Raw genomic sequence first — 21,413 nt, 5'->3', positions numbered from 1 at the left:
TGAGGGATCATTTTTTCTTTAGACTGCCTGCCGGTTTTCCCCTTCGCTTGTCAGGATCTTTGCATGTTCAGCGCCTTTAGTTACCAGTGTCCTTTATGTCATCAGCCTTTGCAGTTGTGCCGTGGTGAGCCACGTCGCTGGCAGTGTGCCGCACGTCACCAGTTTGACTGCGCGAAAGAAGGCTATGTCAACTTGATGCCGGTACAGCACAAACATTCGAAAAATCCGGGCGATAACAAAGAGATGATGCAGGCGCGACGCGCGTTTTTGGAAGCCGGCCACTATCAACCGCTGCGCGATAAAGTCGCGGCGTTGTTGCAAGAATCTCTGACTGCGGTGTCAGCATCAGACGCGCATCGAGTACAAGTGTTGGATATCGGCTGTGGTGAAGGTTACTACACGGCGGCGTTGGCCCGTGTGTTGGCCGAGCACGCAATGATTTCCAATAGCGAAACCTTCGCTGGCAGCGCTTCCAATGGCGAAGCGCAGGCGACCGGCCAGGTATTCGGGTTAGATATTTCCAAAGTGGCGGTACGCTATGCGGCCAAGCGCTATCCGAATGTTGAGTTTTGTGTGGCGTCCAGCCACCGTTTGCCGTTTGCTGATGCGTCGTTGGATGCAGTGGTGCGCATTTATGCCCCATGCAAGGCGCAAGAGCTGGCGCGCTGTGTGCGACCGGGTGGGGTGGTGATCACGGTATCACCTGCGCCGCGTCATCTGTATCAGTTAAAAGAGCAGGTGTATGGGGATGTAGTGTTGCATCCATGTCCGGTTGAGACTTTAGACGGTTTTACGCTCGAACAGGATTTGCGTTTGGCCTATCCGATGCGTCTTAGTGCACAGGCGGCGGTGCAACTGCTGCAGATGACGCCGTTCGCTTGGCGCGCGTCGGCGCAGGTGTGGGAGCACTTGGCTGCGCAAAGTGAGTTTGCCTGTGAAACGGACTTTGCGATTCGCATTCATCGCCGCGATCCTGTCATTTGTGATTAATCTCACACCAATCCCATTCCTCTGTTACAATCGCCGTTCACGGTACGCTTCGGTCTGTACCTGATGTCGGTGTCGGCCGCTTGTTGCGGCCGCCCTCTGATTAATGAGTTCAGCCTGACCGACCCTTTTACTGACGGGCGCTGGGCTCAGGAGCATATGTTGTATGTCTGTTGAAAATCTAGAATCGTTTGATTCTCTTGGCCTGTGTGATGAACTGCTGCGCGCGGTAGCCGAGCAGGGTTACACACAACCGACGCCGATTCAGCGTCAGGCCATTCCGGTGGTGCTGCAGGGCCGCGATTTGATGGCCAGTGCCCAAACGGGAACAGGCAAAACCGCAGGTTTTACCCTGCCTCTTTTACAGCGCTTGAGCCAACAGGCTCAGCCTAATGGCCGTCGTCCAGTTAAGGCGTTGATCTTGACGCCTACCCGTGAGCTGGCCGCTCAAGTATGGGAAAACGTACGCGAATATAGCAAATACCTGCCTCTGCGCTCGCTGGTGGTATTCGGTGGTGTGAGCATTAACCCGCAGATGATCAAGCTGCGTGGTGGGGTTGATATTCTGGTTGCCACGCCTGGCCGTCTGTTGGATCTGGTTCAGCAAAACGCCGTTTCTCTGGCAAAAGTGGAAACACTGGTGCTGGATGAAGCTGACCGCATGCTGGATATGGGCTTTATCCACGATATCCGTAAAGTGTTGGCGCTGCTGCCGGCCAAGCGTCAGAACCTGCTGTTCTCCGCGACCTTCTCGGATGAGATCAAAGGTCTGGCAGACAAACTGCTGAAAAACCCACAACTGATTGAAGTGGCTCGCCGTAACACTGCTTCCGAGCAGGTTGAGCAGCGTGTGCACTTTGTCGATCGTAAGCGTAAGCGCGAACTGCTGTCGTTTTTGATTGGCCGCGATCAGTGGCGTCAGGTGCTGGTGTTTACCCGTACCAAGCACGGTGCCAACCATTTGGCCGAGCAGCTGGGTAAAGATGGCATCACCGCTGCAGCGATTCACGGTAACAAGAGTCAAGGTGCGCGTACCCGTGCGCTGGATGACTTTAAAAATGGCCGTGTGCGCGTGCTGGTGGCCACCGATATCGCCGCGCGTGGTCTGGACATTGACCAGCTGCCGTATGTGGTGAACTACGAGCTGCCAAATGTGGCGGAAGACTATGTGCACCGCATTGGCCGTACTGGTCGTGCTGGCTGTGAAGGTCTGGCGTTGTCACTGGTGTGTGTGGATGAACACAAACTGCTGCGTGATATCGAACGTCTGCTGAAAAAAGAGATCCCACGTGAAGCACTGGACGGTTTTGCGCCGGATCCATCCATCAAAGCCGAGCCGATTGCCAATGGCCGTCAGCGCAATGATCGCCGTAATGGCAATCAGGGCGGTAATGGTCGTCGTCAAGGCGGCAATGGCGGTAACGGTGGCAATCGCGGACAAGGTGCACGTGCCGCGGCTGACGGCGCGTCAGAGCGCAGTGGCGAAGGCCGTCCACGTCGTCAGGGTAACCCGAATGCCCGCCGTAACGACAGCGCCCGTACTGGCGAAGGTCGCAGTGAAGGACGCAGCGAGAGCCGTGGTGGCGAAAACCGCGCCCCACGCGCGCCACGTCAGCGTGCGCCGCGTCGTATCGCGGAATAGTTGCATCGTGGAATAAATGTTGAATAAGTCGTCTTGTTCAGGCGTGTGATCAACAATTAGCGCCGAACAGACAACAAAAAAGCCCGTCTCTGAAAAGAGGCGGGCTTTTTTATGCGCGTCAATGTGAGGTCGATAAGTCAATCAGCCATTAGCGTGGCGCTATCTCGAACGGTTGTCCCAGCATTTTTAGCATCGCCATCGCCTGTTTTTGGTGCTCACCGGCAGCGACAAAGCCGCATCGCTTCTGCTCGGCATCCAACTGCCACAAGGTCATCCCTTTGGGATCACTGAGCACGATTTGCTGTGTCCCCACCTCTTCGCTAGCGAGATGACTGGCTAGTGTACCGGCAATTTGCAGCGGTAATAGCGGCGTCTTGACCCGTACCGACTGGGTTGGAATGCGTACGGAGGTTGGCTGACCGAGTAAGGTTTTCGCCAACGCCGAGGCACACAGCAAAATCGGCTGTAAGTAAGCGTAGACTTCCCCTGCAACCTGCGCGCAGTCGCCGAGTGCGAATATGCCTTCCTCCGAGGTCGCCAAATACGCATCGGTGACGATACCGCGGTCAGTCTGCAAACCAGCGAGCTGCGCGAGGGTGATCTCTGGGCGCAGCCCTGCGGTGCACAGGATTTCGGCTGCCTGGTAACGGCTACCGTCACTGAAGGTGATTGCCCACTCACCGCTGTCGCTACGTTGTAGTGTGGTCAGCGTGCAGCCGAGTTTGAAACGCACCCCGTGCTCTTGCATTTGCTGCTGCAAGGCTTGGCTTATTAGCGCCGGCAGTTGGCGCGCCAGCAAGCGCGGCGCAAGATCCGTCATAATCACCTGTTTACCGGCTAAGGCTGCATCCATACCTAGCTCGGTGCCAATCAAGCCACCGCCCACAATCAAGACTGACGGCATCTGTTGCAGACGTGCCGCATGCTGGCGGTAATCCTGCAAGCTGTTGAGGGTCATACAATGTTGAGCGGCATCATCGGGTAGCGGCGGAATAACACTGTGCGCGCCAACGGCCAATACCAGCTTACTGTAGCGTAAGGTGGCGCTCGCCGTGTGCAGCAGATGCTGTTTTGGCTCCAGCGCCGTAACCCGCGTCTGGGTCAGGATCTCGATATTCAGCTCGGCAGCCAGTGTGGCCGCATCCGCGCGTACCATGCTGTCCGCTTCAGTCTGACGCGTGAAAATATGGCTCAGATCTGGCTTATTGTAGTCACAGCCATCATCGGCGGTGATCAGCAGTATCGGTTGCTGGGCGTTTTGGCGGCGCATCGCTTTCACCAATTGCCACGCTGCAAAACCACTCCCGACGATGATGATAGGGGCATCAACCAAGGTAGTGGTGGCCTGTGCCGGTGGCGTAGTCATGTGTAAAGTCGGCATGCAGGTATCTCCTCAGTCTTGCAGCGGATCGAAGACGTCTTTACCCAACCCACAATCAGGGCAGAGGAAATCATCCGGTACCGCATCCCACTCGGTACCGGGGGCGATGTCTTGGTTTGGCTCACCAACGGCGGGATCGTACACCCACTGACACACAGTACAGATCATCTTGCGGCCACTGAGAACGCCGTTTGCGCTGCTCTGACAGGCAGGGCGCAGGGCACTGATCTGCGGTGAGGGCGCGTCTGCGGTGGCGGATACTGCTTCGCTCTCGACTTGGGCCTTAGTCGTGGTTGTCTGCACATTAATCGCAGCAGGTTCAGGAAGGGGGGTTAAGGCCCATTCTTCTGCCAGTTTACGGCCATAGTCGCGGCACAGTTGTAAGATGTTGCTGTCCGGTTTCCATTTGGCTTTCATGCTTTCGCAAGTCATGAAACCGGCATCGGTCAAACGCGCATGAATGCGATCGACCGCGCCGCCGTTCCAGCCATACGAGCCAAAGGCGGCTGCTTTTTTGCTGCGAAAACGCAGGCCTGTGATCTCTTCCAGCATGCCGGCAATTTTCGGCATCATCACATTATTCATGGTCGAGGAGCCGACCAAAATGCCCTTGGAGCAAAAGACTTGCGCCAGAATTTCGTTTTTGTCATGGCGTGAGACATTGAAGATCTTCACGGCGACTCGCGGATCGCGCTCGGAGATCCCTTGTGCGATCGCATCGGCCATCATGCGGGTATTGTTAGACATCGAGTCATAGAACAAGGTGATCTTATCTTCTTGGTATTGATCCGCCCAGCGCAGGTATTGTTCGATGATCTGCACCGGATTGTCGCGCCATACGATCCCGTGCGAGGTGGCGATCATGGTGACCGGCAGATTAAAGCTCAGCACTTCTTGGATTTTGGCCGTGACCAGTTGGCTAAACGGGGTCAGAATATTGGCGTAGTAGCGCAGGCACTGCTCCATCAGCTCGGCTTGGTCGACTTCATCATTAAATAGTCGCTCATCACAGTAGTGTTGACCGAAAGCATCGTTACTGAACAGCACCGCATCACCGGTCAGGTAGGTCATCATGCTGTCAGGCCAGTGCAGCATCGGGGCTTCCACAAATACCAGCGCTTTCCCATTCCCAATATCCAGCGTATCGCCGGTTTTTACGGTGCGAAAATTCCATTCGGGATGGTGGTGATGGCCAGTAATCGAATCGATCGCCGCGCGTGTACAGTAGATCGGGGTATTGGGGATCTCGGCCATCAGCGCGGACAGCGCGCCAGCATGATCTTCTTCCGCGTGGTTGATAACGATGTAATCAATGCTGCGCAGATCGATCTCTTGCTTCAGATTGGCGACAAAAGCATGGCTGAATTTATGATCAACCGTGTCGATCAGGACCGTTTTTTCTTCACGAATGAGGTAGCTGTTGTAGCTCGTCCCTTTGGTGGTTTTGTATTCGGTGCCGTGAAAATCACGCACTTCCCAGTCACGCTGACCAACCCAATGAATATTGTTCTTTAACTGAATGTGCATTGTAGACGGCCTCATTATAAAGTGTATTTAAAATGCATCTTATGTGGCGTATGATATTAAAGATGTATTTATAATGCAACTTATAATCTTGGCCGGACTTTTGATTTGGCAGAGGATTAGGCGGTTCTTGCGCGAGTAATCAATCTGTTAATCATTGATTTTAAAGAAATATAACGAGGGTGACGTGCTTTGTCACAGGATGAAGCAATTATGCATGAACATCTGCGTTATGCTACACGCAGCAAAGGAGATAAGACGATGGTAACGATTCCTGACTATTTTACCTGTCACAAGCAGACCCCATTTTTTAATCGCGATAGCGTACCGGCGGCATTGCTCAGTTGGCATAACACACGTGCTGGGGTGTATGCGCGATTATCGGTGATGCGTGGTGGGATCTGTTTTACCGGTTTTCGCGGTGAAACGCAGGAGATTGAGCGGGAAGTGATTGTGGCAGCAGGGCAGTTTTTGGTCGCGCCGCCGCAGTACTGGCACAAAATTGCCTTACTGACCGACGATACCTGTTTTAATCTGGATTTCTTTTCTGATCCACAACTGCATGACACTACCGAGTAAATCTTAGTGCTACTCTCAGTGTTAAGCCCATATTGGTAAGCGCATCACGTTGGCCTGTCTACGTATCTTGCGGGCAGGCCAACGCCATCATTCCGACGCTTAATCCAAAATGATATGCGGGATGTAGCGCGACAAGTCTTGCGTTACTAAGCTGGCATCTTCACGGATCGCGATCCCCGCTGGCTCATCATCAATCAACCAACTGCCAATTAAGGTGTAGTTATCACCAAATTTGGGCAGTGGATGATAAGCTTGCCAAATCATCCCTTCCTCACCATACGGCCCATCCACCTCGTACACGGTTTTTTGATCCTGCACGATGCTGATGTTGGCGCCTTCACGGGAGAACAGCGGTTTCACCACATAATCTTTCAGCGCACTGCGCGCCGGATCATCGGCAAAATAAGCCGGTAGCAGATTCGGGTGATTCGGGAAACGTTGCCACAGCAGCGGCAATAGCGCCTTGTTGGAGATGATCGATTTCCACATCGGCTCCAGCCATTGTACCTGCGCGCTGGCCAAATGTTCGGCATAGGCTTCGCGGAACATGAACTCCCACGGATAGAGCTTGAACATCCACTCGATAATTTGATCATCGGTATCAGTAAAGCGGCCATCGGCGCTTAAGCCAATCTCTTCGATGAAGACAAATTTGGTATTCAGGCCCGCTTCTTTGGCGCAATCTTCCAGATATTGCACCGTCCCGCGATCTTCCTCAGTATCCTGACAGCAGGCAAAGTGTAGTGTGTGTGGGCTGTGCTGGTTTAACTGATGCAAACGGCGGATCAGCGCTTCTTGCACCAGATTGAACTGATCGGTATCGCGGCGTAGCTGACCGTTGTCGACGTTATCTTCCAGCCATAGCCACTGCCAAAACGCCGTTTCAAACAAGGAAGTCGGCGTATCGGCGTTGTTTTCATACAGCTTGGCCGGTGATTTACCGTCATAAGCCAGATCTAAACGCGAATACAGACTCGGATCGCGCCGTTTCCACGAGTCAGCCACTTGTTGCCACAACGGCTCGGGGATCTGGCAGCGACGCAGCAGCGCTTCATCGCGCACCACTTGATCGACAATCTCCAGACACATCTGGTGCAACTCTTGGGTCGGCTGCTCCAGATCTTGCTCGATCTGTTTGAGGCTGAACTGGTAATAGGCGGTTTCATCCCAATACGGCTCGCCGTACATGGTATGAAAACCAAACCCGAACTCGGCGGCTAACGCGCGCCAGTTCGGGCGTTCTTTACAAGGAACGCGGAACATCAGCCACCCCAGCTGCGACTGCTACTGCCGCTGTAAGAGCTTTTACGGGAAGACGACGATGACCAGCCGCTGCCACCGGAGCTGCTGCTGGAGCGATCATCACGCTTGTCCCAGCTGGATTTGGCTTCCACGGTGGAGCCAAAACCGCCGCGCGACAAGGTGCGCGTTGCCGCTGGCTTTTCCTTCAGCGCATTGTTATCCAGCGTGACATTACGGTTGCTGGTGCCGGCGTTGCCGTAGCTATAACCGGTGGAGGTGGTCCATTTACCGTAATTGGGATTACGTTGATCTTTGGGGATAAACACCGGCACGTTGCTGTAACTTGGGCGGCCACTGTTCATCAATTTACCGAACATATAACCGGCCATCATCGGCATAAACCAGCCGGTGCCCGGTGATTGCACGCACTGTCCGGCACCAAACTCGGCCACACAGTCCGATTCGCTGTTATAGCGCGGCGCGGTTTTCGCCGCTTCGGCCAGTGCGTTCTGGTAAGCGGTTTGACACTCGGCGGCCAAGGTCGGGTTTTGATTAATACATTCCGACAAGTTCTTGAACACTTCGGCGGATACCTGCGGCTGAGCCTCATCGCCACAACCGGCCAGCACCATGCTGCTGACCGCCACGGTCAACGGTGCCAGTTTAAAAGGACGCCAGGTTTTACGTAACTTTTCGCGCAGAATGTTCTGACTGCGTTTCATTCTGCTCTCCTTTAGTAGGTCATACAGGCGGCGTTCAGCAAACCGACGGACACGGACATACCGGCCATCACGATGCCTGCGCCAATTTCATTGTTGTTGATCCGCTCGACAAAGCTTGGCATCAAGCCAAAGCGGACAATCAGGAAGGCGATGATCTGGGCAAACAGCGCCACTATGCCCCAGACAATAAAATCAAATAGGCTGACGGAATTACTGGCGGCACTGGCAATGGCCAAGCTGTAACCGATAAAGGCACCGGCCAGCGTCACCGCCGCTGCAACATTCTTCTGTTCTTTAACCAGCGCCCACTCATCGTAAGGGGTGACGCGCACATAAGCCCACTTAAACACCATCAACATGATGAGCGCAGTAAAAAAGTACAGAGCAAAAGATCCGAGTCCGGCCAGTAACGCCACAGTCATTCTCCTTGGCAGCAGCTGCCTATATGGTAAATCGCACGTCATTTTACGCGGTGAAATGCCGTGCGGGATGTAAACACGTCTTTTCCATCACGCAGGTTTAGGCTGCGTTAATGTACGTCGTGGTAGTGTTAGATTACTTTAAAGTCGGTCGGGGTCAGGTTAATCCCGGTGCTGATCACCAATGCGCGCTCCTGATCGTTGAAGATCAGTTTTTCTTCGGCAGAGATCATCACGAACTCATCCAGCGAATCATTCACATGCCGTTGATACAGCATAATGAATTGATCGGTTTCCGACGGGTACAGGGTACCGGCATTCCAGGTTTTCTCGGTCATGGCGACCGGCCGCTCGTTATGCCACACCTTCTCGAAGGTTTCCCCTTCCAGTGACCATTCGCTGCGCACAATGCCGTTTTGCAGCAAATCATCCCAACTGGCCTGAGTATCGACCGCTTGCGTCTGATAAAAATACCACAATTTGACATCAATGACGTGGCTGTCTTCGGTTCCACCTTGCTGTAAAACCTGAATAAAGCCTTCATCATCGGTGTAAAAACGCAGCAGGCGGCTGCTATCGTCCAGCTTCACTTCACCTACCGCTTGAATAATCTGGCTGCGCGCCGCGCCTTCAAAAATCACATGCGGCTCAATTAAGCGCAGTGCCAGATCATCGAATTCCACCACGCCGCCTAAGCGCAGACCGAGCACTTCTGGTGTGCTGGGCGTAGTCGGTGCTGGCGCGGTTTTCTTTTTGAACCAGTCAAACATAGTCAGTCCTACCTTGATGCTGACAGCTATGGAGTGTTGTTATGCCACAGATGGTGAGCTTGTTATGTTAGCGTCTATTTTTTGCGCTAACGGTTCATGCTAACTACCGCGCTATTCTAGTATAGGTGCGGCATCACACGTTGCGCTGTGTTAAGCCGTTATCTAACGGTATTTAACCGTCAATAAGACAAAACTCCGGCGCACCTGATAGGGATGCCCGGAGTCATAGGAACGTCTCAGCGCAGTCGGTGGCTGCGATTACTGCTTGCGGGCCAGAATGCGGGCCAGTTCATCTTTGGCCGAATTATTGGCGCTGCCGGTGATCCCGGCTTGCTTCAGTTTCGCTTGCAGTGCATCGCCACTTTCTTCGGCATATTGCTCAGCTGCCGCTTCCAGTTTGGCTTGTTGTTCGGCTTGTTTTTGCTTGATGCGATCTAATGATTCTACGGCCGTGCGCATTTTGGAGTTCGCGCCCACATTACGTGCAGAGACCGCCGCTTGTGCTTTTTGCACGGTTTCGGTGGCTTTGACCACATCCACTTGCTGCTCTAATTGACGCAGTTTCTCTTTCGCCTGCGTGATGTTATTACGCAGGGTATCAGCCGAGTGGCTGAACTGATCCAGATAACGCTGCTCGCCTTCTTGCTCATCGCGCAGCTTGCTGACACGCTCGGCGCACTCTAACGCCAGCGCTTCTTCGCCTTTTTCCATTGCGTTGATGGCGTGTTGCTCGTACTCGCTGATGCTTTGTGCCAGCGCTTGCACTTTTTGCTCAGACAGTTTGCGCTTGGCAATGATGCTGGCCAGCGCGCTGTCAGATTGACGCAGCTCTTCTTTGGCTTCACGAATTTCTTGATCCAAAATGCGCAGCGCCTGACTGTCGGCAATGGTTTCAGCCGCTTCGTTCACGCCACCTTTTACGGCGGTAAATAACTTTTTCCAAATACTCATAATGGATAACTCACTGTAAATAATCGTCGTAAAGGTCAATAAATGCGGCGATATTACGGAATAATGTCGCGATTTCCGCATCAATAGCCTCGAATGAGGAGTGGGAGGAGAGCGCCCCGAATGCCGTGTAGTATTCGGTATCGTCAATCCGGTTAATCCCGATACTGGTTAGCGGAAACAGTTTATGTGTACGCAGGATGTAAGCGTCCAGCGCGGCGCAATCTTTGACTTGCGCTGTACTGAACAGCAGGCTTTCCACCAGAATTTGTTCACCGGCAATGGCCAGATAGGCTTCCAGACCTTCATCGTTACGGATCACTAACGTATCGCCCTGCGGCTCGGTATGCCAACCGGCATGTGCTTGCAGGTGCTGAAGTAAATCAGAGAGTTGCCATTGCATCATTAAATCTCCCGTTATTGATGCGGCGAAGGCAGATTTCAGGCTGCCTTCCGGTAACCATCACATGATCGTAGCGTCTATCCCACGCAGTTTTTGGCGTTGCCGTTTGACGGCGCAAAACGATCACAGTCTGGTAGGTATGACACCGATATGGGGGCCAGGTTTCAAATTATCAATGACTTGTAATGCACAATTTCGCATAAGTTGGTCGCAATGATAGGCAACAAGATGCAAGCCTTTGGCCTCTGTCACATTTATTGACATTTAGCACACTGCCAAGTGTGGGCTGGCGCCGGCGCAATCGCTGTCGTGCGTGGTATCATTTATCACAGAAAATCGATGCCGATGGAGTCAGGTCGTGAAAATTGTTGTAGATGAAAACATGCCGTACGCCCGTGAGTTATTCAGTCAGGTTGGACAGGTATTTCCTGTTTCCGGCCGGCCTATGCCGCAGGCTGAATTAGCCGATGCGGATGCGCTGATGGTGCGCTCGGTGACCAAGGTCAATGCTGACTTGCTGCGTGATACCTCGGTTCAGTTTGTGGGCACGGCTACAGCCGGTACCGATCATGTCGATCTGGAGTGGCTGGCTCAGGCCGGAATTGGGTTTTCCTCGGCTCCGGGCTGTAACGCCATTGGCGTGGTGGAGTATGTGATTTCTGCGCTGTTGATTAAAGCCGAGCAAGATGGTTTTCAGCTGCGCGATAAAACGGTCGGGATTGTCGGGGTAGGGAATGTGGGTTCGCGCCTCAATCAGCGCCTGCGCGCGCTGGGTATCCGCACCTTACTGTGTGACCCGCCACGCGCCGAGCGAGAAGGGCTGGATGGATTTGTGACTTTGCCGGAATTGTTGGCACAGTCCGACATCATCACGCTGCACACCCCGCTGATTAAGCGCGGCGCACACCCAACCTTCCACATGATTGACGCTGATGTCTTGGCGGCGCTGCCAGATGACCGCATTTTAGTTAACGCCGGTCGCGGCGGGATCATCGACAATCAAGCATTGTTGAGCGCGCTGCAAAATGGGCGTCGTTGGCATCTGATTATGGATACTTGGGAAAACGAGCCGCAGATTATGCTGCCTTTGCTGCCCTATGTAGCGGTCGCTACCCCGCACATTGCCGGTTATAGCTTGGAAGGCAAAGCGCGCGGTACTGCGCAGGTGTTTGATGCGCTGTGCGAATCGTTAGGTCGCAGTCCACGCGCCGATATTCGTACCTTGTTACCGGTGCCGGATGTGGCGGAAATCCGTCTGCACGGCGCGCTGGATCAAGCCATGCTGACGCGCTTGGTACATCTGGTGTATGACGTGCGCCGCGACGATGCGCCACTGCGCCGTGGCGCGGCCATTGACGGCGAATTTGACCGTCTGCGTAAGTTTTACCCCGAGCGACGCGAGTGGGCATCCCTCACTGTCGTTTGCGATGATGCACAAACCGCAAATTTGCTGCACAATATCGGGTTTTCCAGCCGGGTGGCCTGATTTGTCAGTGACAGAGCAGTACCATGCCGGTATATCGCAATAGAGAATAAAACAGGGCGGAGAGAGTCAGTATGACTGAAGGTTGGAATATCGCAGTATTGGGTGCAACAGGTGCCGTTGGTGAGGCCCTGCTGACGCTGCTGAGTGAGCGCGAGTTTCCGGTGGGTCAGCTGTTTCCTCTGGCCAGCCAGCCGGATGAAGCGGACACCGTTTTGTTCAACGGTAAAAACGTCGCGGTACAGGCAGCCGAGGAGTTTGATTGGGCGCAAGTACAACTGGCATTTTTCGTCGCCTCGCAAGAAGCCAGTGCCCGTTATGCCGATCTGGCGGCGGAGTCTGGCTGTCTGGTAATTGACAGCAGCGGCCTGTTTGCGATGGATCCGTCTGTGCCATTGGTGGTACCGACCGTTAACCCGCACATGCTGAGCGAATACCGCAACCGCAATATTATTGCTGTGGCCGGTGCCGCGGTATGCCAAGCGCTGACCGCCGTGAAACCACTGCTGGAGCAAGCAGTGTTGCAGCGTCTGAATCTGACCAACTTGCAACCGGCTTCCGCGCTCGGTAAGCGCGGTGTTACCGAGCTGGCCGGTCAGGCAACTCGTCTGCTGAACGGTTATCCGGTCGAGCCGGTCTTATTCCCAGCGCAACTGGCGTTTAACTTGTTGCCATGTGCTGCGCGTATGGACAGCGAAGGTGTGGTTAGCGAAGAGCGCCGCGTTGTTGATGAAGTGCGTAAAGTTCTGCAGGATGAAACGCTGCCAGTAGCGGTGCAGTGCGTGCAAGCGCCGGTCTTCTACGGCAACGCGCAAGCGGTGATGCTGGAAACCGATCAAATGCTGAGCCAGCTCGAATGCATCGAGATGCTGCGTGACGTCGAAGGTATCGAGCTGCAAGAAGGCGACGCCTTCCCGACGCCAGTGGGCGATGCTACGCAAAATCCACATTTGACCATCGGCTGCGTGCGCAATGACTACGGTCTGCCGCAAGCGGTGCAGTTCTGGTCAGTGGCAGACAACGTTCAGTTTGGCGGCGCATTAATGGCCGTGCACAGCGCCGAGTTGCTGATCCGCGACTATCTCTGATTTGTCGCTGTAACGCTAAATGTAATCTGCGCTGCATAAATACCACGCGCGGCTGTATTGGCCGGGGTGATTTATGCTAATTATCATGCCGGAGCTGGTGATCTCCGGCATATTTTTTGCTTTAAACTGGGGTCAGTCTGTTACTGACGACGCCAAAGCGTCAAAAAAATATACGGCAATGGCCGCGATATGTGCAGAGCATGTCGAAAACCCAATTTCAGTGCCGGATGGCGTCAAGCTGCCGTCCGGTGATAAGAGCTCCTGAATCTGTTGTTATTGAAGATTGCAGTCAGATATTGCCTGAATAATCTGGCCGGTAACCTCGGTGATTTCAATAAGGACTGGCTTTCGTCTCAGAGGGTATGAGTTGTGACCATGACGAAAATTGCGCGTCTGATAGCGCTGTGGGCAGTGGCCGGTTGCGCCCTGCCGGTGTCAGCGTATCAGATGGAGGTAGTAGGGCCGGACGGAACACCTTCCGCGGCTCAGGGACGCACGGCCATCACCCAGCCGGCACCAGTACGTTCAGCGACCAGCGGCCACACTGCGTCGCGGGGCCGAGTGTACGGCCCGACCAAAGCATCGGAAACATTATGGTCGATCGCCAGTCGTGTCCGCCCGTCGAATCGGGTGTCGGTGCAGCAAACCATCGGGGCGCTGTATCGCCTCAATCCATCGGCTTTTGAATTAGATAATCTGCACGGTCTTAAGCCGGGTAGTCGTCTGCGTTTACCTACGTTGAGCCAAGTTCGGGCGGAAAATACCGCGGCCGTGAATGCGCGCTTAGAGCGAGAAAAGCCAGCGTGGGAGCGTTATAGCCGAGAAAAACAGGCGCGTGAGCGTGCGCAAGCACAAAAAACGCAAGATAAAAAGACTGCGGCACGTAGTAACCCAGTAGCGCCATCGGTCAGCAAACCGCTCGCGACTACCCATGTGGCGGGGAGCAACTCGCCTGAAAATCGTGCATCAACAATTAGTGCGGCCAATACATCATCAGCGGCAAGCAGCGCCAAGAAAATCGCTGCTGTAGCGGCAACGGCCGGTGTGGCCACTGCTGCCGTGCAAGCTGCAACGGCTGAGCCTGATCTGATCACGCCGTTGCCGGCTAATAGCCCCGTTGCGCCAGCAGCACCTGCGGTGACGCCAAGTGTTACGGCGCCAACCAGCCCTGCCTCAACTAACACTGCACCGGTCAGTAATGTGGCGGAGCGATACGCTGCATTAGAAAATGTGCCGGTGCCTGCTGATACTCCAGCGTCGGTGCCAGCCGCTGTCACTAGCGGCACTTCGCTGGCTAGCAGCGCGCCACTGGCGCAGCAAGCGCAGCCGATTGTGCCACTGGCAGTTTCCGCCGGTATGCTGGCCAATACTGAGCAAAAAGAAGCGCAAGCGTTGCCTCTGACTGCCGAGGAGGCCAAGCAGTTACGGCAACAGCTGGTGGATTCGGCCACTGAAATCAGCCGCCTGACCGAAAACAATGTCAGCCTGACTAATCAAGTGAGCGAGCTGCAAATTCGCGTTAAACAGCTGCAAGTTGAGCTGGATAATGAAGCCGCGTTTCGTAAAGAAGCCAGTCAGGCGATGGCTCATGCCGAAGAGCAAGCTAAGGCACTAGAACTGGAGCGGATGAAGAACAAAATGCTGGAAGAGTCATCCGGCTCGCTGATCCAGCAGATGTCACGCAGCTGGCCGCTAGCCATTGGCGTGGGCGTGATCCCGCCGGTGTTGCTGGGGGCATTGCTGTGGTTGCTGTATCGCGTGCGCCAGCGTCGACAAAATGCGCTGCTGTCTCAGGCATTTGAAGAGCATCAGCCTAAAGACTTTGGTGGCGCAGCCGCCTTTGCGCTGGGCAATGATACTCCTGATTTAAGCCGTCCAGATGACATGGAGATGCCGTGGGAAGACACGGATACCTCCGAGCATCCGGCGGAAAATAGCGCGCCTGCGGCCATTGAATTGCCGGAGCCGCCATCGCTGTTTGCATCGCTACCGGGGCTGGATGATGACGATACGCCGGAAGATGATGATGAGGCGCTGCTCAATAGCCGTCGTCGCGACGCCAAGAGCGAGCAAATCAATGAGGATGATTTTGACTTAGCGCATCCAACGGGCAGCACGTCAAGCGCGCCAGAAAGCGCCGAGCTGGCCTCGCTGGTGGACCTAGATCTGGCCCATGACGAAATGTTGGGCGGCGATGAGATTGTCGATGTGATCCTGTCAACGCCATCACTGGTCAACGGTTCGCCACTGGATCAGGATGATGATATCCGTCTGCTGGCCGATATGGATGATGAAGACCCAATATTGTCGCTGAGCGATGAGGATTTGTTTGAGTCACTGAGTCCTGCGGCGAAAGCGGCACCTGTGGCGACGGCGGAAAAATCGCAGAGCGCTGTTGCGCCTGAGCCGGAGACTGAGCCTGCGGTAGCGGCTCCGGCGCCAACAGCACCGGACAACACCGCTCCTGCTCAGCCTCACGGAGCGGATAAACCACCGGTGTCTGCGCAAGCTATCGCCGCCAGTGCATTGGCCGCATCTGTCGCTGCAAAACCGGTCGAGGCTAAATCGGTCGAGGCTAAATCGGTTAAGACAATACCGTCAGCGCCAGTACCATCCGCGGTAGATGATGAGATTGCCAACGCGGATAAGGCTGATGTAGCCGTGCCGCCGAAGCCACAAGCCGCTGCGCAGGCGCCAGAGCAAGCTGCAGCGCTTGCCGGTGCACCGCGTGAGTCTGAGCCGGTCGCGCCAGTCGTTGCTGCAATGCAGCCGGAGGGAGCCGCAGAGCCGAACCTGTCGGAAACCGATACGGCAGCCGACCGCGCGCTAGAGATACCGGCCGCGCCGACAGCCACGGCGGATGACCTTGTTGTTACCGAGATTGCGTCAGATGAGCACAGTACGGAACACAGTCCTGAGCATCGTACCGAATATAATGCCGAGCCTGAGCTGCTGCCTGTCGCCGCTAAGTCCTCCGCCGCTGGGATTGCAGACCTGTTTGATCTAGCCGATGACAGTGACCTGCAATTAGCATCGCCCGTGGCGGCGTCGGATGAGCCTGCGCCACCATTCGCGCAGACCCGCTTGCCTGAGCCGCAGCTGCTGGCGCCAGAGATGCTAGAGACTGATCTGTTGGGCTCGGAACTGCTGACCGATGAAAGCGCGGCTGGGGGGATGGATACTCAGCCAGACGCTCAGCCGGCAACGCCAACATTGAGCGAGCCCGTCGCCGATGACACCGTGCTGCCGACAGAGATGCCTTCTGCCGAGGCAGCCGCTGAATCGGTTGAAGTGGCGGATCTGCCCGATATGGCAGATATGGCATCTGAGCCTGATTCTGAATCAGAACCGTTTCGTTCGGAAACGGAACGAGCCTTGGCTGCAGCGTTAGCCGGAGCGCGTCAGCGTGCACCGCAGACGCCAGAGCCACAGACTCCAGAAGTATCAGAAACAGTGCCAGCCAGTGCGAGTGCGGTTTCTGCGCCGATGGTGGATACGACAGCTTCTGCGTACTCAGCGAGCCTGAACCCGCTGCATGATGAGCTGGACAATACCGCCACCGCCGCGCAGACAGCGCGTTTAAGCGATTACCGCGCGCACGACAGTTTGCTGACACCGGAAGAGCAAAAACAGCTGTTTGCTGAGCAGTTGCTGGATTTGCCGGAGATGACCGAGGCCGATTTTGATTTGTCCGCACCGATGTCCGCGCCCGCCGATGAGTGGCGGATGCCCTTACCGCCAGAGCCTGCCTCTGCTGATGAAGATTGGGCGGCGCAGGATAACCTGATGGACGCTGCGGTACAGGTGACGCCAGAAGAGCGCGATGCTTTTACCCAAAGCTTTGTCGAAGCCGAAGCGCAAGAGACCGAAGCGGACGATGATTTGGTCGGCAAACTGATCTTGGCGCGAGCATATCTGGATATTGATGATCCTGAAGGCGCACAACCGCTGCTAGAATCGGTGCTTAAGCAAGGTAGCGCTGAGCAACAAGCGCAAGCGCGTAAAATGCTGCAGGAAATGGCCTGAAAATCGTCGGATAACGGTGATATCAAGGTAAGAGCCTAAAATACGGTGCTGAGAGGCACCGTATTTTTGTTTATAATATCGCGTTTCTTTTACTGTAAATTTTCGCAGTAAATGCTTGCAGTAGACTCAGTTAATGAAGGTAAGTGGACTATGCGTATAGCGCTGGGCATTGAATATGATGGCAGCCGGTATTTCGGTTGGCAGCGTCAGCAGGAAGTGGACAGCGTACAAGGCCGTCTGGAAAAGGCATTGTCGAAAGTCGCCAATCATCCGGTGGATGTGTTTTGTGCTGGGCGTACCGATGCCGGTGTCCATGGCACCGGTCAGGTGGTTCACTTTGATACCGATGCCGTGCGTAAAGATGTCGCGTGGACGATGGGCGTCAATGCCAACTTGCCGGATGACATTGCCGTGCGTTGGGTGCAGCCAGTCTCTGATGAGTTCCACGCTCGCTTTAGTGCAACGGCGCGCCGTTACCGCTATATCATCTACAACCATCGCTACCGTCCGGCGATTTTGCGTCGCGGTCTGACCCATTACCATTTGCCGCTCGACGAGCAAAAAATGCAGCGCGCTGGGCAATATCTGCTGGGAGAGAATGACTTTACCTCTTTTCGTGCGGTACAGTGCCAGTCGCGTACCCCGTGGCGCAATGTGCACCACTTGAAAGTTACGCGCCAAGGCAACTATGTGATTGTCGATATCAAAGCGAACGCCTTTGTGCATCACATGGTGCGTAATATCGTCGGCAGTTTGCTGGAGGTGGGCGCGGGCAATCAGCCGGAAGAGTGGATTGCATGGCTGCTGGCGGTAAAAGATCGTAATTTGGCGGCAGCAACAGCCAAAGCCGAAGGCCTGTATCTGGTGGAAGTGGATTACCCTGAACACTTTAATCTGCCAAAACCGGCGCCGGGTCCTCTGTTTGTTCTGGATTAGTCTTGTCTTCGGCGCCAGTTCAGTAGCGCTGAAGCCCATGCTAATCAGCACGACATAGAAGCAATAACAATAGATAATTCATAGGCATAGCTAAGTTACAATATAGCTAAGTAATAAAAAAGAGACGCGCAGCGTCATTAGCGCTGCGCTTATTAGCACGGAAGACCAGCAAGGATGTGAGCTATGGGTCTGCTGCAGACCATGTTTGATTTTATACTGCACATTGATGTGCATTTGGCCGCCATGGTAGCCACTTATGGGATTTGGATTTACGCCATCTTATTTCTGATCGTCTTTTGCGAGACCGGATTAGTGGTGACCCCATTTTTGCCGGGCGACTCCTTGCTGTTTGTCGCCGGTACGCTGGCCGCGACCGGACAGATGAATCCCCTACCTTGGTGGCGTTGCTGATTGTGGCGGCCATTTTGGGTGATGCGGTAAATTACAGCATTGGCCGTTTATTCGGGCAGCGTTTATTTAGCAATCCACAGTCACGGATTTTCCGGCAGGCGTACTTAGAGCGCACCCATGCCTTTTATGAACGTCATGGCGGTAAAACGATTATTCTGGCGCGATTTGTACCGATAGTGCGGACATTTGCGCCGTTTGTCGCCGGAATGGGCAAAATGAGTTATCGCCATTTTGCGCTGTTTAATGTGACCGGCGGCATCGTCTGGGTCACCGCATTTGTCTATGCCGGTTACTGGTTTGGCAACATGCCGGTGGTGAAACAAAATTTAGAATTACTGATCCTCGGTATTATTTTTGTATCGGTGCTACCGGGGCTGATTGAGTATTGGCGTCAGCGCCGCCGCAAAAATACGGCAAGCTGAAATCGGGTTGGTCGGGTATGACCAGTTTTTTGTCCACAGTGTTAATCTGTTGTGGTTTAATGTGCGGCATTTCCTGAGCTTACAGTGCGCCAGGCGGTGCCGTTAACACACAAGGTTGAAAGGTCGTCCATGAGCTGGATTGAGCGTATTATCAACAAAACCAATATTGTCTCCTCACGCAAGGCCAGTATTCCTGAAGGCGTGTGGACCAAATGCGACGGTTGTGAACAAGTTCTGTATCGTGCGGAGTTAGAACGCAATCTGGAAGTCTGCCCGAAATGCGGACACCACATGCGTATTACCGCGCGTCGTCGTTTACTGACTCTGCTGGATGAAGGCTCTACCGTTGAATTCGGTGAAGAGCTAGAGCCAAAGGACATCCTGAAGTTCAAGGATTCCAAGCGCTATAAAGATCGTCTGAGCAGCGCACAGAAAGAGACCGGGGAAAAAGATGCACTGGTGGTCATGCAGGGTACCCTGATGGGCATGCCAGTGGTTTGTGCCGCGTTCGAATTCTCCTTTATGGGCGGCTCCATGGCCTCCGTCGTGGGTGCGCGTTTTGTGCGAGCGGTGGAAAAAGCCATTGAGCTGCAAACCCCACTGATCTGCTTCTCTGCCAGTGGTGGTGCGCGCATGCAAGAAGCGCTGTTCTCGCTGATGCAAATGGCGAAAACCAGTGCTGCACTGGCGCGCCTGAGCGAGCTGGGCTTGCCATATATTTCAGTACTGACTGACCCAACCATGGGTGGGGTTTCCGCCAGTCTGGCTATGCTGGGCGACATCAACATCGGTGAGCCAAAAGCACTGATCGGTTTTGCCGGCCCGCGTGTTATCGAACAGACCGTGCGTGAAACGCTGCCTGCGGGCTTCCAGCGCAGTGAATTCCTGCTGGAGAAAGGGGCGATCGACATGATCATCCCTCGCTTGGAAATGCGTCAGCGTTTGGCCGGTTTGCTGGCGAAGATGACCGGGCAGACATCGCCTCTGGTTGTCCCTGCCGAGCGTCCGCAACCGGTGGAGGCTGAGCCGACCGAAACTGCGGCCGAACCAGCAGCCGACGACGAATAAAACGGACTTCATCATTTTCTAACGCGCGGCCTGTGGGCCGCGCCGGATAACAGGCTAATGAACAGCATGAACCGTCCTCAAGCCACGTCGCCTCTGGCCACGTGGCTTTCTTATCTGGAAAGTTTGCACTCCACCACTATCGATCTGGGTTTGGATCGGATCCGTCAGGTCGCCCAGCAACTGGCGTTGCAAAAACCGGCGCCACTGGTGATCACGGTCGCCGGTACCAACGGTAAAGGCACCACCTGCCGCACCTTGGAAATCATCTTGCTGCAAGCCGGTTATCGCGTGGGCGTTTACTCTTCGCCTCACTTGCTGCGCTATACCGAGCGGGTACGCGTTCAAGGTCAAGAGTTGGATGAAGCTTTGCACAGCGCGGCCTTTGACTGGATTGAGTCTGGCCGCGGTGACGTTTCCCTGACCTATTTTGAGTACAGCACACTGTCGGCGTTGAAACTGTTCCGTGATGCCGCGCTGGATGTGGTGATATTGGAAGTCGGCTTAGGCGGACGTTTAGATGCCACTAACTTGGTGGACTGCGATGTGGCGGTGATCACCAGTATCGATCTGGATCATACCGATTGGCTGGGCCATGACCGTGAAACCATTGGCCGTGAAAAGGCCGGGATCTTGCGGGGCGCAAAGCCTGCGGTCGTCGGTGAGCCCGATATGCCAGCCTCCATTGCCACTGTGGCTGCCGAGGTTGGAGCGCAGCTGCTGCGTGTCGGCCATGAATGGAATTACACTCGCCTGCCAAACGTCGATGAAGCGAGCAGTACGCAAAGAGAGTGGCAGTGGCAGTGTGGCACACATCAGTTGACGCATTTACCTATGCCGCAAGTACCACTGGCTAATGCGGCCACCGCGCTGACGGCGCTGCACATGAGTGGTTTAGCGGTAAGCGAAGACGCTATTCGCGCCGGTTTGCAACAAGCCGCCTTGCCGGGGCGTTTCCAGCAAATTCAGGATAAACCGCGCGTGATCTTGGATGTTGCGCATAACCCACATGCGGCGCGCTATTTGGCCGCTCGTCTGCAAGAGCAGCCGAAAATCGGCCGCGTTTATGGCGTGGTCGGCATGTTGGCCGATAAAGACGTGGCAGGCGCGCTCAGCGTGTTGGTGCCGCATATCGACCAGTGGCTTTGCGCGACATTAGAAGGCCCACGTGGTCAAGCGGGTGAGGCGCTGTTAGCCCATTTACCGGCGGATCACGCGCAAGCTTACGACTCGGTGGTTGAGGCGTGGGACAGTGCAATGGCGCAAGCGGATGAACAGGATTTGGTGATTGTGTTTGGCTCGTTTTACACTGTAGCCCATGTCATGGAGGCGCTGGACGCCCGCAATAACCAACCGAGGGACTAA

The 21,413-nt window shown here is 54.8% G+C and carries 18 protein-coding genes and 1 pseudogene; 11 read left to right on the top strand and 8 right to left on the bottom strand.

Going from position 1 to position 21,413, the window contains the following annotated elements:
- The first annotated feature begins 63 nt into the window (after positions 1 to 63).
- Together rlmA and rhlE are read left to right on the top strand one after the other, a co-directional pair.
- Positions 64 to 990, top strand: a complete 927-nt coding sequence (gene rlmA, locus L975_RS08415; protein WP_039046029.1) for a 23S rRNA (guanine(745)-N(1))-methyltransferase — start codon at positions 64 to 66, stop codon at positions 988 to 990.
- 163 nt (positions 991 to 1,153) lie between these two features.
- Entirely contained in the window at positions 1,154 to 2,629 is a 1,476-nt protein-coding gene (rhlE, locus tag L975_RS08410; RefSeq protein WP_010862135.1) for an ATP-dependent RNA helicase RhlE, read from the top strand.
- 148 nt (positions 2,630 to 2,777) lie between these two features.
- Here rhlE and norW read toward each other — a convergent pair whose 3' ends face one another.
- Together norW and norV are read right to left on the bottom strand one after the other, a co-directional pair.
- Positions 2,778 to 4,010, bottom strand: coding sequence for an NADH:flavorubredoxin reductase NorW (gene norW, locus L975_RS08405; protein WP_052181355.1), 1,233 nt, complete (start codon positions 4,008 to 4,010; stop codon positions 2,778 to 2,780).
- A 12-nt stretch (positions 4,011 to 4,022) separates the two neighbouring features.
- A complete protein-coding gene (gene norV / locus L975_RS08400) occupies positions 4,023 to 5,537 on the bottom strand; it encodes an anaerobic nitric oxide reductase flavorubredoxin (protein ID WP_047708114.1) in 1,515 nt (504 codons plus the stop codon).
- Between the two features lie 258 nt (positions 5,538 to 5,795).
- Between norV and L975_RS08395 the strand changes: the two genes are divergently transcribed.
- Positions 5,796 to 6,113 (top strand): DUF1971 domain-containing protein, encoded by a 318-nt coding sequence (locus tag L975_RS08395; RefSeq protein ID WP_039046052.1) that lies wholly within the window; start codon positions 5,796 to 5,798, stop codon positions 6,111 to 6,113.
- Positions 6,114 to 6,212: 99 nt separating this feature from the next.
- Here L975_RS08395 and L975_RS08390 read toward each other — a convergent pair whose 3' ends face one another.
- The 6 genes from L975_RS08390 to L975_RS08365 form a co-directional block, all read right to left on the bottom strand.
- Positions 6,213 to 7,376 (bottom strand): glutathionylspermidine synthase family protein, encoded by a 1,164-nt coding sequence (locus L975_RS08390; RefSeq protein WP_039046031.1) that lies wholly within the window; start codon positions 7,374 to 7,376, stop codon positions 6,213 to 6,215.
- The gene (locus tag L975_RS08385) at positions 7,376 to 8,077 is read right to left on the bottom strand and encodes a DUF1190 domain-containing protein (RefSeq protein ID WP_064977429.1); all 702 of its coding nucleotides are present in this window, start codon (positions 8,075 to 8,077) and stop codon (positions 7,376 to 7,378) included. The genes L975_RS08390 and L975_RS08385 overlap by 1 nt, the downstream gene beginning before the upstream one ends.
- Positions 8,078 to 8,088: 11 nt before the next feature.
- The gene (locus L975_RS08380) at positions 8,089 to 8,499 is read right to left on the bottom strand and encodes a DUF350 domain-containing protein (protein ID WP_010862129.1); all 411 of its coding nucleotides are present in this window, start codon (positions 8,497 to 8,499) and stop codon (positions 8,089 to 8,091) included.
- A 128-nt stretch (positions 8,500 to 8,627) separates the two neighbouring features.
- Entirely contained in the window at positions 8,628 to 9,266 is a 639-nt protein-coding gene (locus tag L975_RS08375; RefSeq protein ID WP_047708112.1) for a YjfK family protein, read from the bottom strand.
- Between the two features lie 258 nt (positions 9,267 to 9,524).
- Positions 9,525 to 10,217: a PspA/IM30 family protein gene (locus L975_RS08370; protein ID WP_010862127.1), complete on the bottom strand. Its 693-nt coding sequence runs from the start codon at positions 10,215 to 10,217 to the stop codon at positions 9,525 to 9,527.
- 10 nt (positions 10,218 to 10,227) lie between these two features.
- Positions 10,228 to 10,620: a DUF2170 family protein gene (locus tag L975_RS08365; RefSeq protein ID WP_207541459.1), complete on the bottom strand. Its 393-nt coding sequence runs from the start codon at positions 10,618 to 10,620 to the stop codon at positions 10,228 to 10,230.
- Between the two features lie 355 nt (positions 10,621 to 10,975).
- Between L975_RS08365 and pdxB the strand changes: the two genes are divergently transcribed.
- From pdxB to folC, 8 genes and pseudogenes are all read left to right on the top strand, one after another.
- Positions 10,976 to 12,103 carry a 4-phosphoerythronate dehydrogenase PdxB gene (gene pdxB, locus L975_RS08360; RefSeq protein WP_039046033.1) on the top strand — a complete coding sequence of 376 codons (1,128 nt, stop codon included), beginning with the start codon at positions 10,976 to 10,978 and terminating at the stop codon, positions 12,101 to 12,103.
- Positions 12,104 to 12,174: 71 nt separating this feature from the next.
- Positions 12,175 to 13,188 carry an aspartate-semialdehyde dehydrogenase gene (locus tag L975_RS08355; RefSeq protein ID WP_010862124.1) on the top strand — a complete coding sequence of 338 codons (1,014 nt, stop codon included), beginning with the start codon at positions 12,175 to 12,177 and terminating at the stop codon, positions 13,186 to 13,188.
- 73 nt (positions 13,189 to 13,261) lie between these two features.
- Positions 13,262 to 13,453: a hypothetical protein gene (locus L975_RS08350; RefSeq protein ID WP_047708110.1), complete on the top strand. Its 192-nt coding sequence runs from the start codon at positions 13,262 to 13,264 to the stop codon at positions 13,451 to 13,453.
- Positions 13,454 to 13,563: 110 nt separating this feature from the next.
- Positions 13,564 to 17,214, top strand: a complete 3,651-nt coding sequence (locus L975_RS08345; protein ID WP_047708108.1) for a FimV/HubP family polar landmark protein — start codon at positions 13,564 to 13,566, stop codon at positions 17,212 to 17,214.
- Between the two features lie 150 nt (positions 17,215 to 17,364).
- Positions 17,365 to 18,150 carry a tRNA pseudouridine(38-40) synthase TruA gene (gene truA, locus L975_RS08340; protein ID WP_010862122.1) on the top strand — a complete coding sequence of 262 codons (786 nt, stop codon included), beginning with the start codon at positions 17,365 to 17,367 and terminating at the stop codon, positions 18,148 to 18,150.
- 183 nt (positions 18,151 to 18,333) lie between these two features.
- A pseudogene (locus tag L975_RS08335) lies at positions 18,334 to 18,983 on the top strand (DedA family protein).
- 129 nt (positions 18,984 to 19,112) lie between these two features.
- On the top strand, positions 19,113 to 20,051 hold the full coding sequence (gene accD, locus L975_RS08330) for an acetyl-CoA carboxylase, carboxyltransferase subunit beta (RefSeq protein ID WP_039046037.1): 939 nt from the start codon (positions 19,113 to 19,115) through the stop codon (positions 20,049 to 20,051).
- A gap of 57 nt (positions 20,052 to 20,108) precedes the next feature.
- A complete protein-coding gene (folC, locus tag L975_RS08325) occupies positions 20,109 to 21,413 on the top strand; it encodes a bifunctional tetrahydrofolate synthase/dihydrofolate synthase (RefSeq protein WP_047708106.1) in 1,305 nt (434 codons plus the stop codon).

This window comes from Plesiomonas sp. ZOR0011 (assembly GCF_000800945.1).
Lineage (GTDB): Bacteria > Pseudomonadota > Gammaproteobacteria > Enterobacterales > CAMTGL01 > Plesiomonas > Plesiomonas shigelloides.
Note: the sequence above shows the minus strand (reverse complement) of the source record. Positions and strands in the feature narration are given on the sequence as shown.

Excerpts from the sequence above, each read along its gene's own strand:
- L975_RS08355 (WP_010862124.1), top strand. The coding sequence starts at position 12,175 with ATGACTGAAGGTTGGAATATCGCAGTATTGGGTGCAACAGGTGCCGTT.
- norV (WP_047708114.1), bottom strand. The coding sequence starts at position 5,537 with ATGCACATTCAGTTAAAGAACAATATTCATTGGGTTGGTCAGCGTGAC.
- L975_RS08395 (WP_039046052.1), top strand. The coding sequence starts at position 5,796 with ATGGTAACGATTCCTGACTATTTTACCTGTCACAAGCAGACCCCATTT.
- folC (WP_047708106.1), top strand. The coding sequence starts at position 20,109 with ATGAACAGCATGAACCGTCCTCAAGCCACGTCGCCTCTGGCCACGTGG.
- accD (WP_039046037.1), top strand. The coding sequence starts at position 19,113 with ATGAGCTGGATTGAGCGTATTATCAACAAAACCAATATTGTCTCCTCA.
- L975_RS08380 (WP_010862129.1), bottom strand. The coding sequence starts at position 8,499 with ATGACTGTGGCGTTACTGGCCGGACTCGGATCTTTTGCTCTGTACTTT.
- L975_RS08385 (WP_064977429.1), bottom strand. The coding sequence starts at position 8,077 with ATGAAACGCAGTCAGAACATTCTGCGCGAAAAGTTACGTAAAACCTGG.
- rlmA (WP_039046029.1), top strand. The coding sequence starts at position 64 with ATGTTCAGCGCCTTTAGTTACCAGTGTCCTTTATGTCATCAGCCTTTG.
- rhlE (WP_010862135.1), top strand. The coding sequence starts at position 1,154 with ATGTCTGTTGAAAATCTAGAATCGTTTGATTCTCTTGGCCTGTGTGAT.
- norW (WP_052181355.1), bottom strand. The coding sequence starts at position 4,010 with ATGCCGACTTTACACATGACTACGCCACCGGCACAGGCCACCACTACC.
- L975_RS08370 (WP_010862127.1), bottom strand. The coding sequence starts at position 10,217 with ATGAGTATTTGGAAAAAGTTATTTACCGCCGTAAAAGGTGGCGTGAAC.
- L975_RS08345 (WP_047708108.1), top strand. The coding sequence starts at position 13,564 with ATGACGAAAATTGCGCGTCTGATAGCGCTGTGGGCAGTGGCCGGTTGC.
- truA (WP_010862122.1), top strand. The coding sequence starts at position 17,365 with ATGCGTATAGCGCTGGGCATTGAATATGATGGCAGCCGGTATTTCGGT.
- L975_RS08350 (WP_047708110.1), top strand. The coding sequence starts at position 13,262 with ATGCTAATTATCATGCCGGAGCTGGTGATCTCCGGCATATTTTTTGCT.
- L975_RS08365 (WP_207541459.1), bottom strand. The coding sequence starts at position 10,620 with ATGATGCAATGGCAACTCTCTGATTTACTTCAGCACCTGCAAGCACAT.
- L975_RS08375 (WP_047708112.1), bottom strand. The coding sequence starts at position 9,266 with ATGTTTGACTGGTTCAAAAAGAAAACCGCGCCAGCACCGACTACGCCC.
- L975_RS08390 (WP_039046031.1), bottom strand. The coding sequence starts at position 7,376 with ATGTTCCGCGTTCCTTGTAAAGAACGCCCGAACTGGCGCGCGTTAGCC.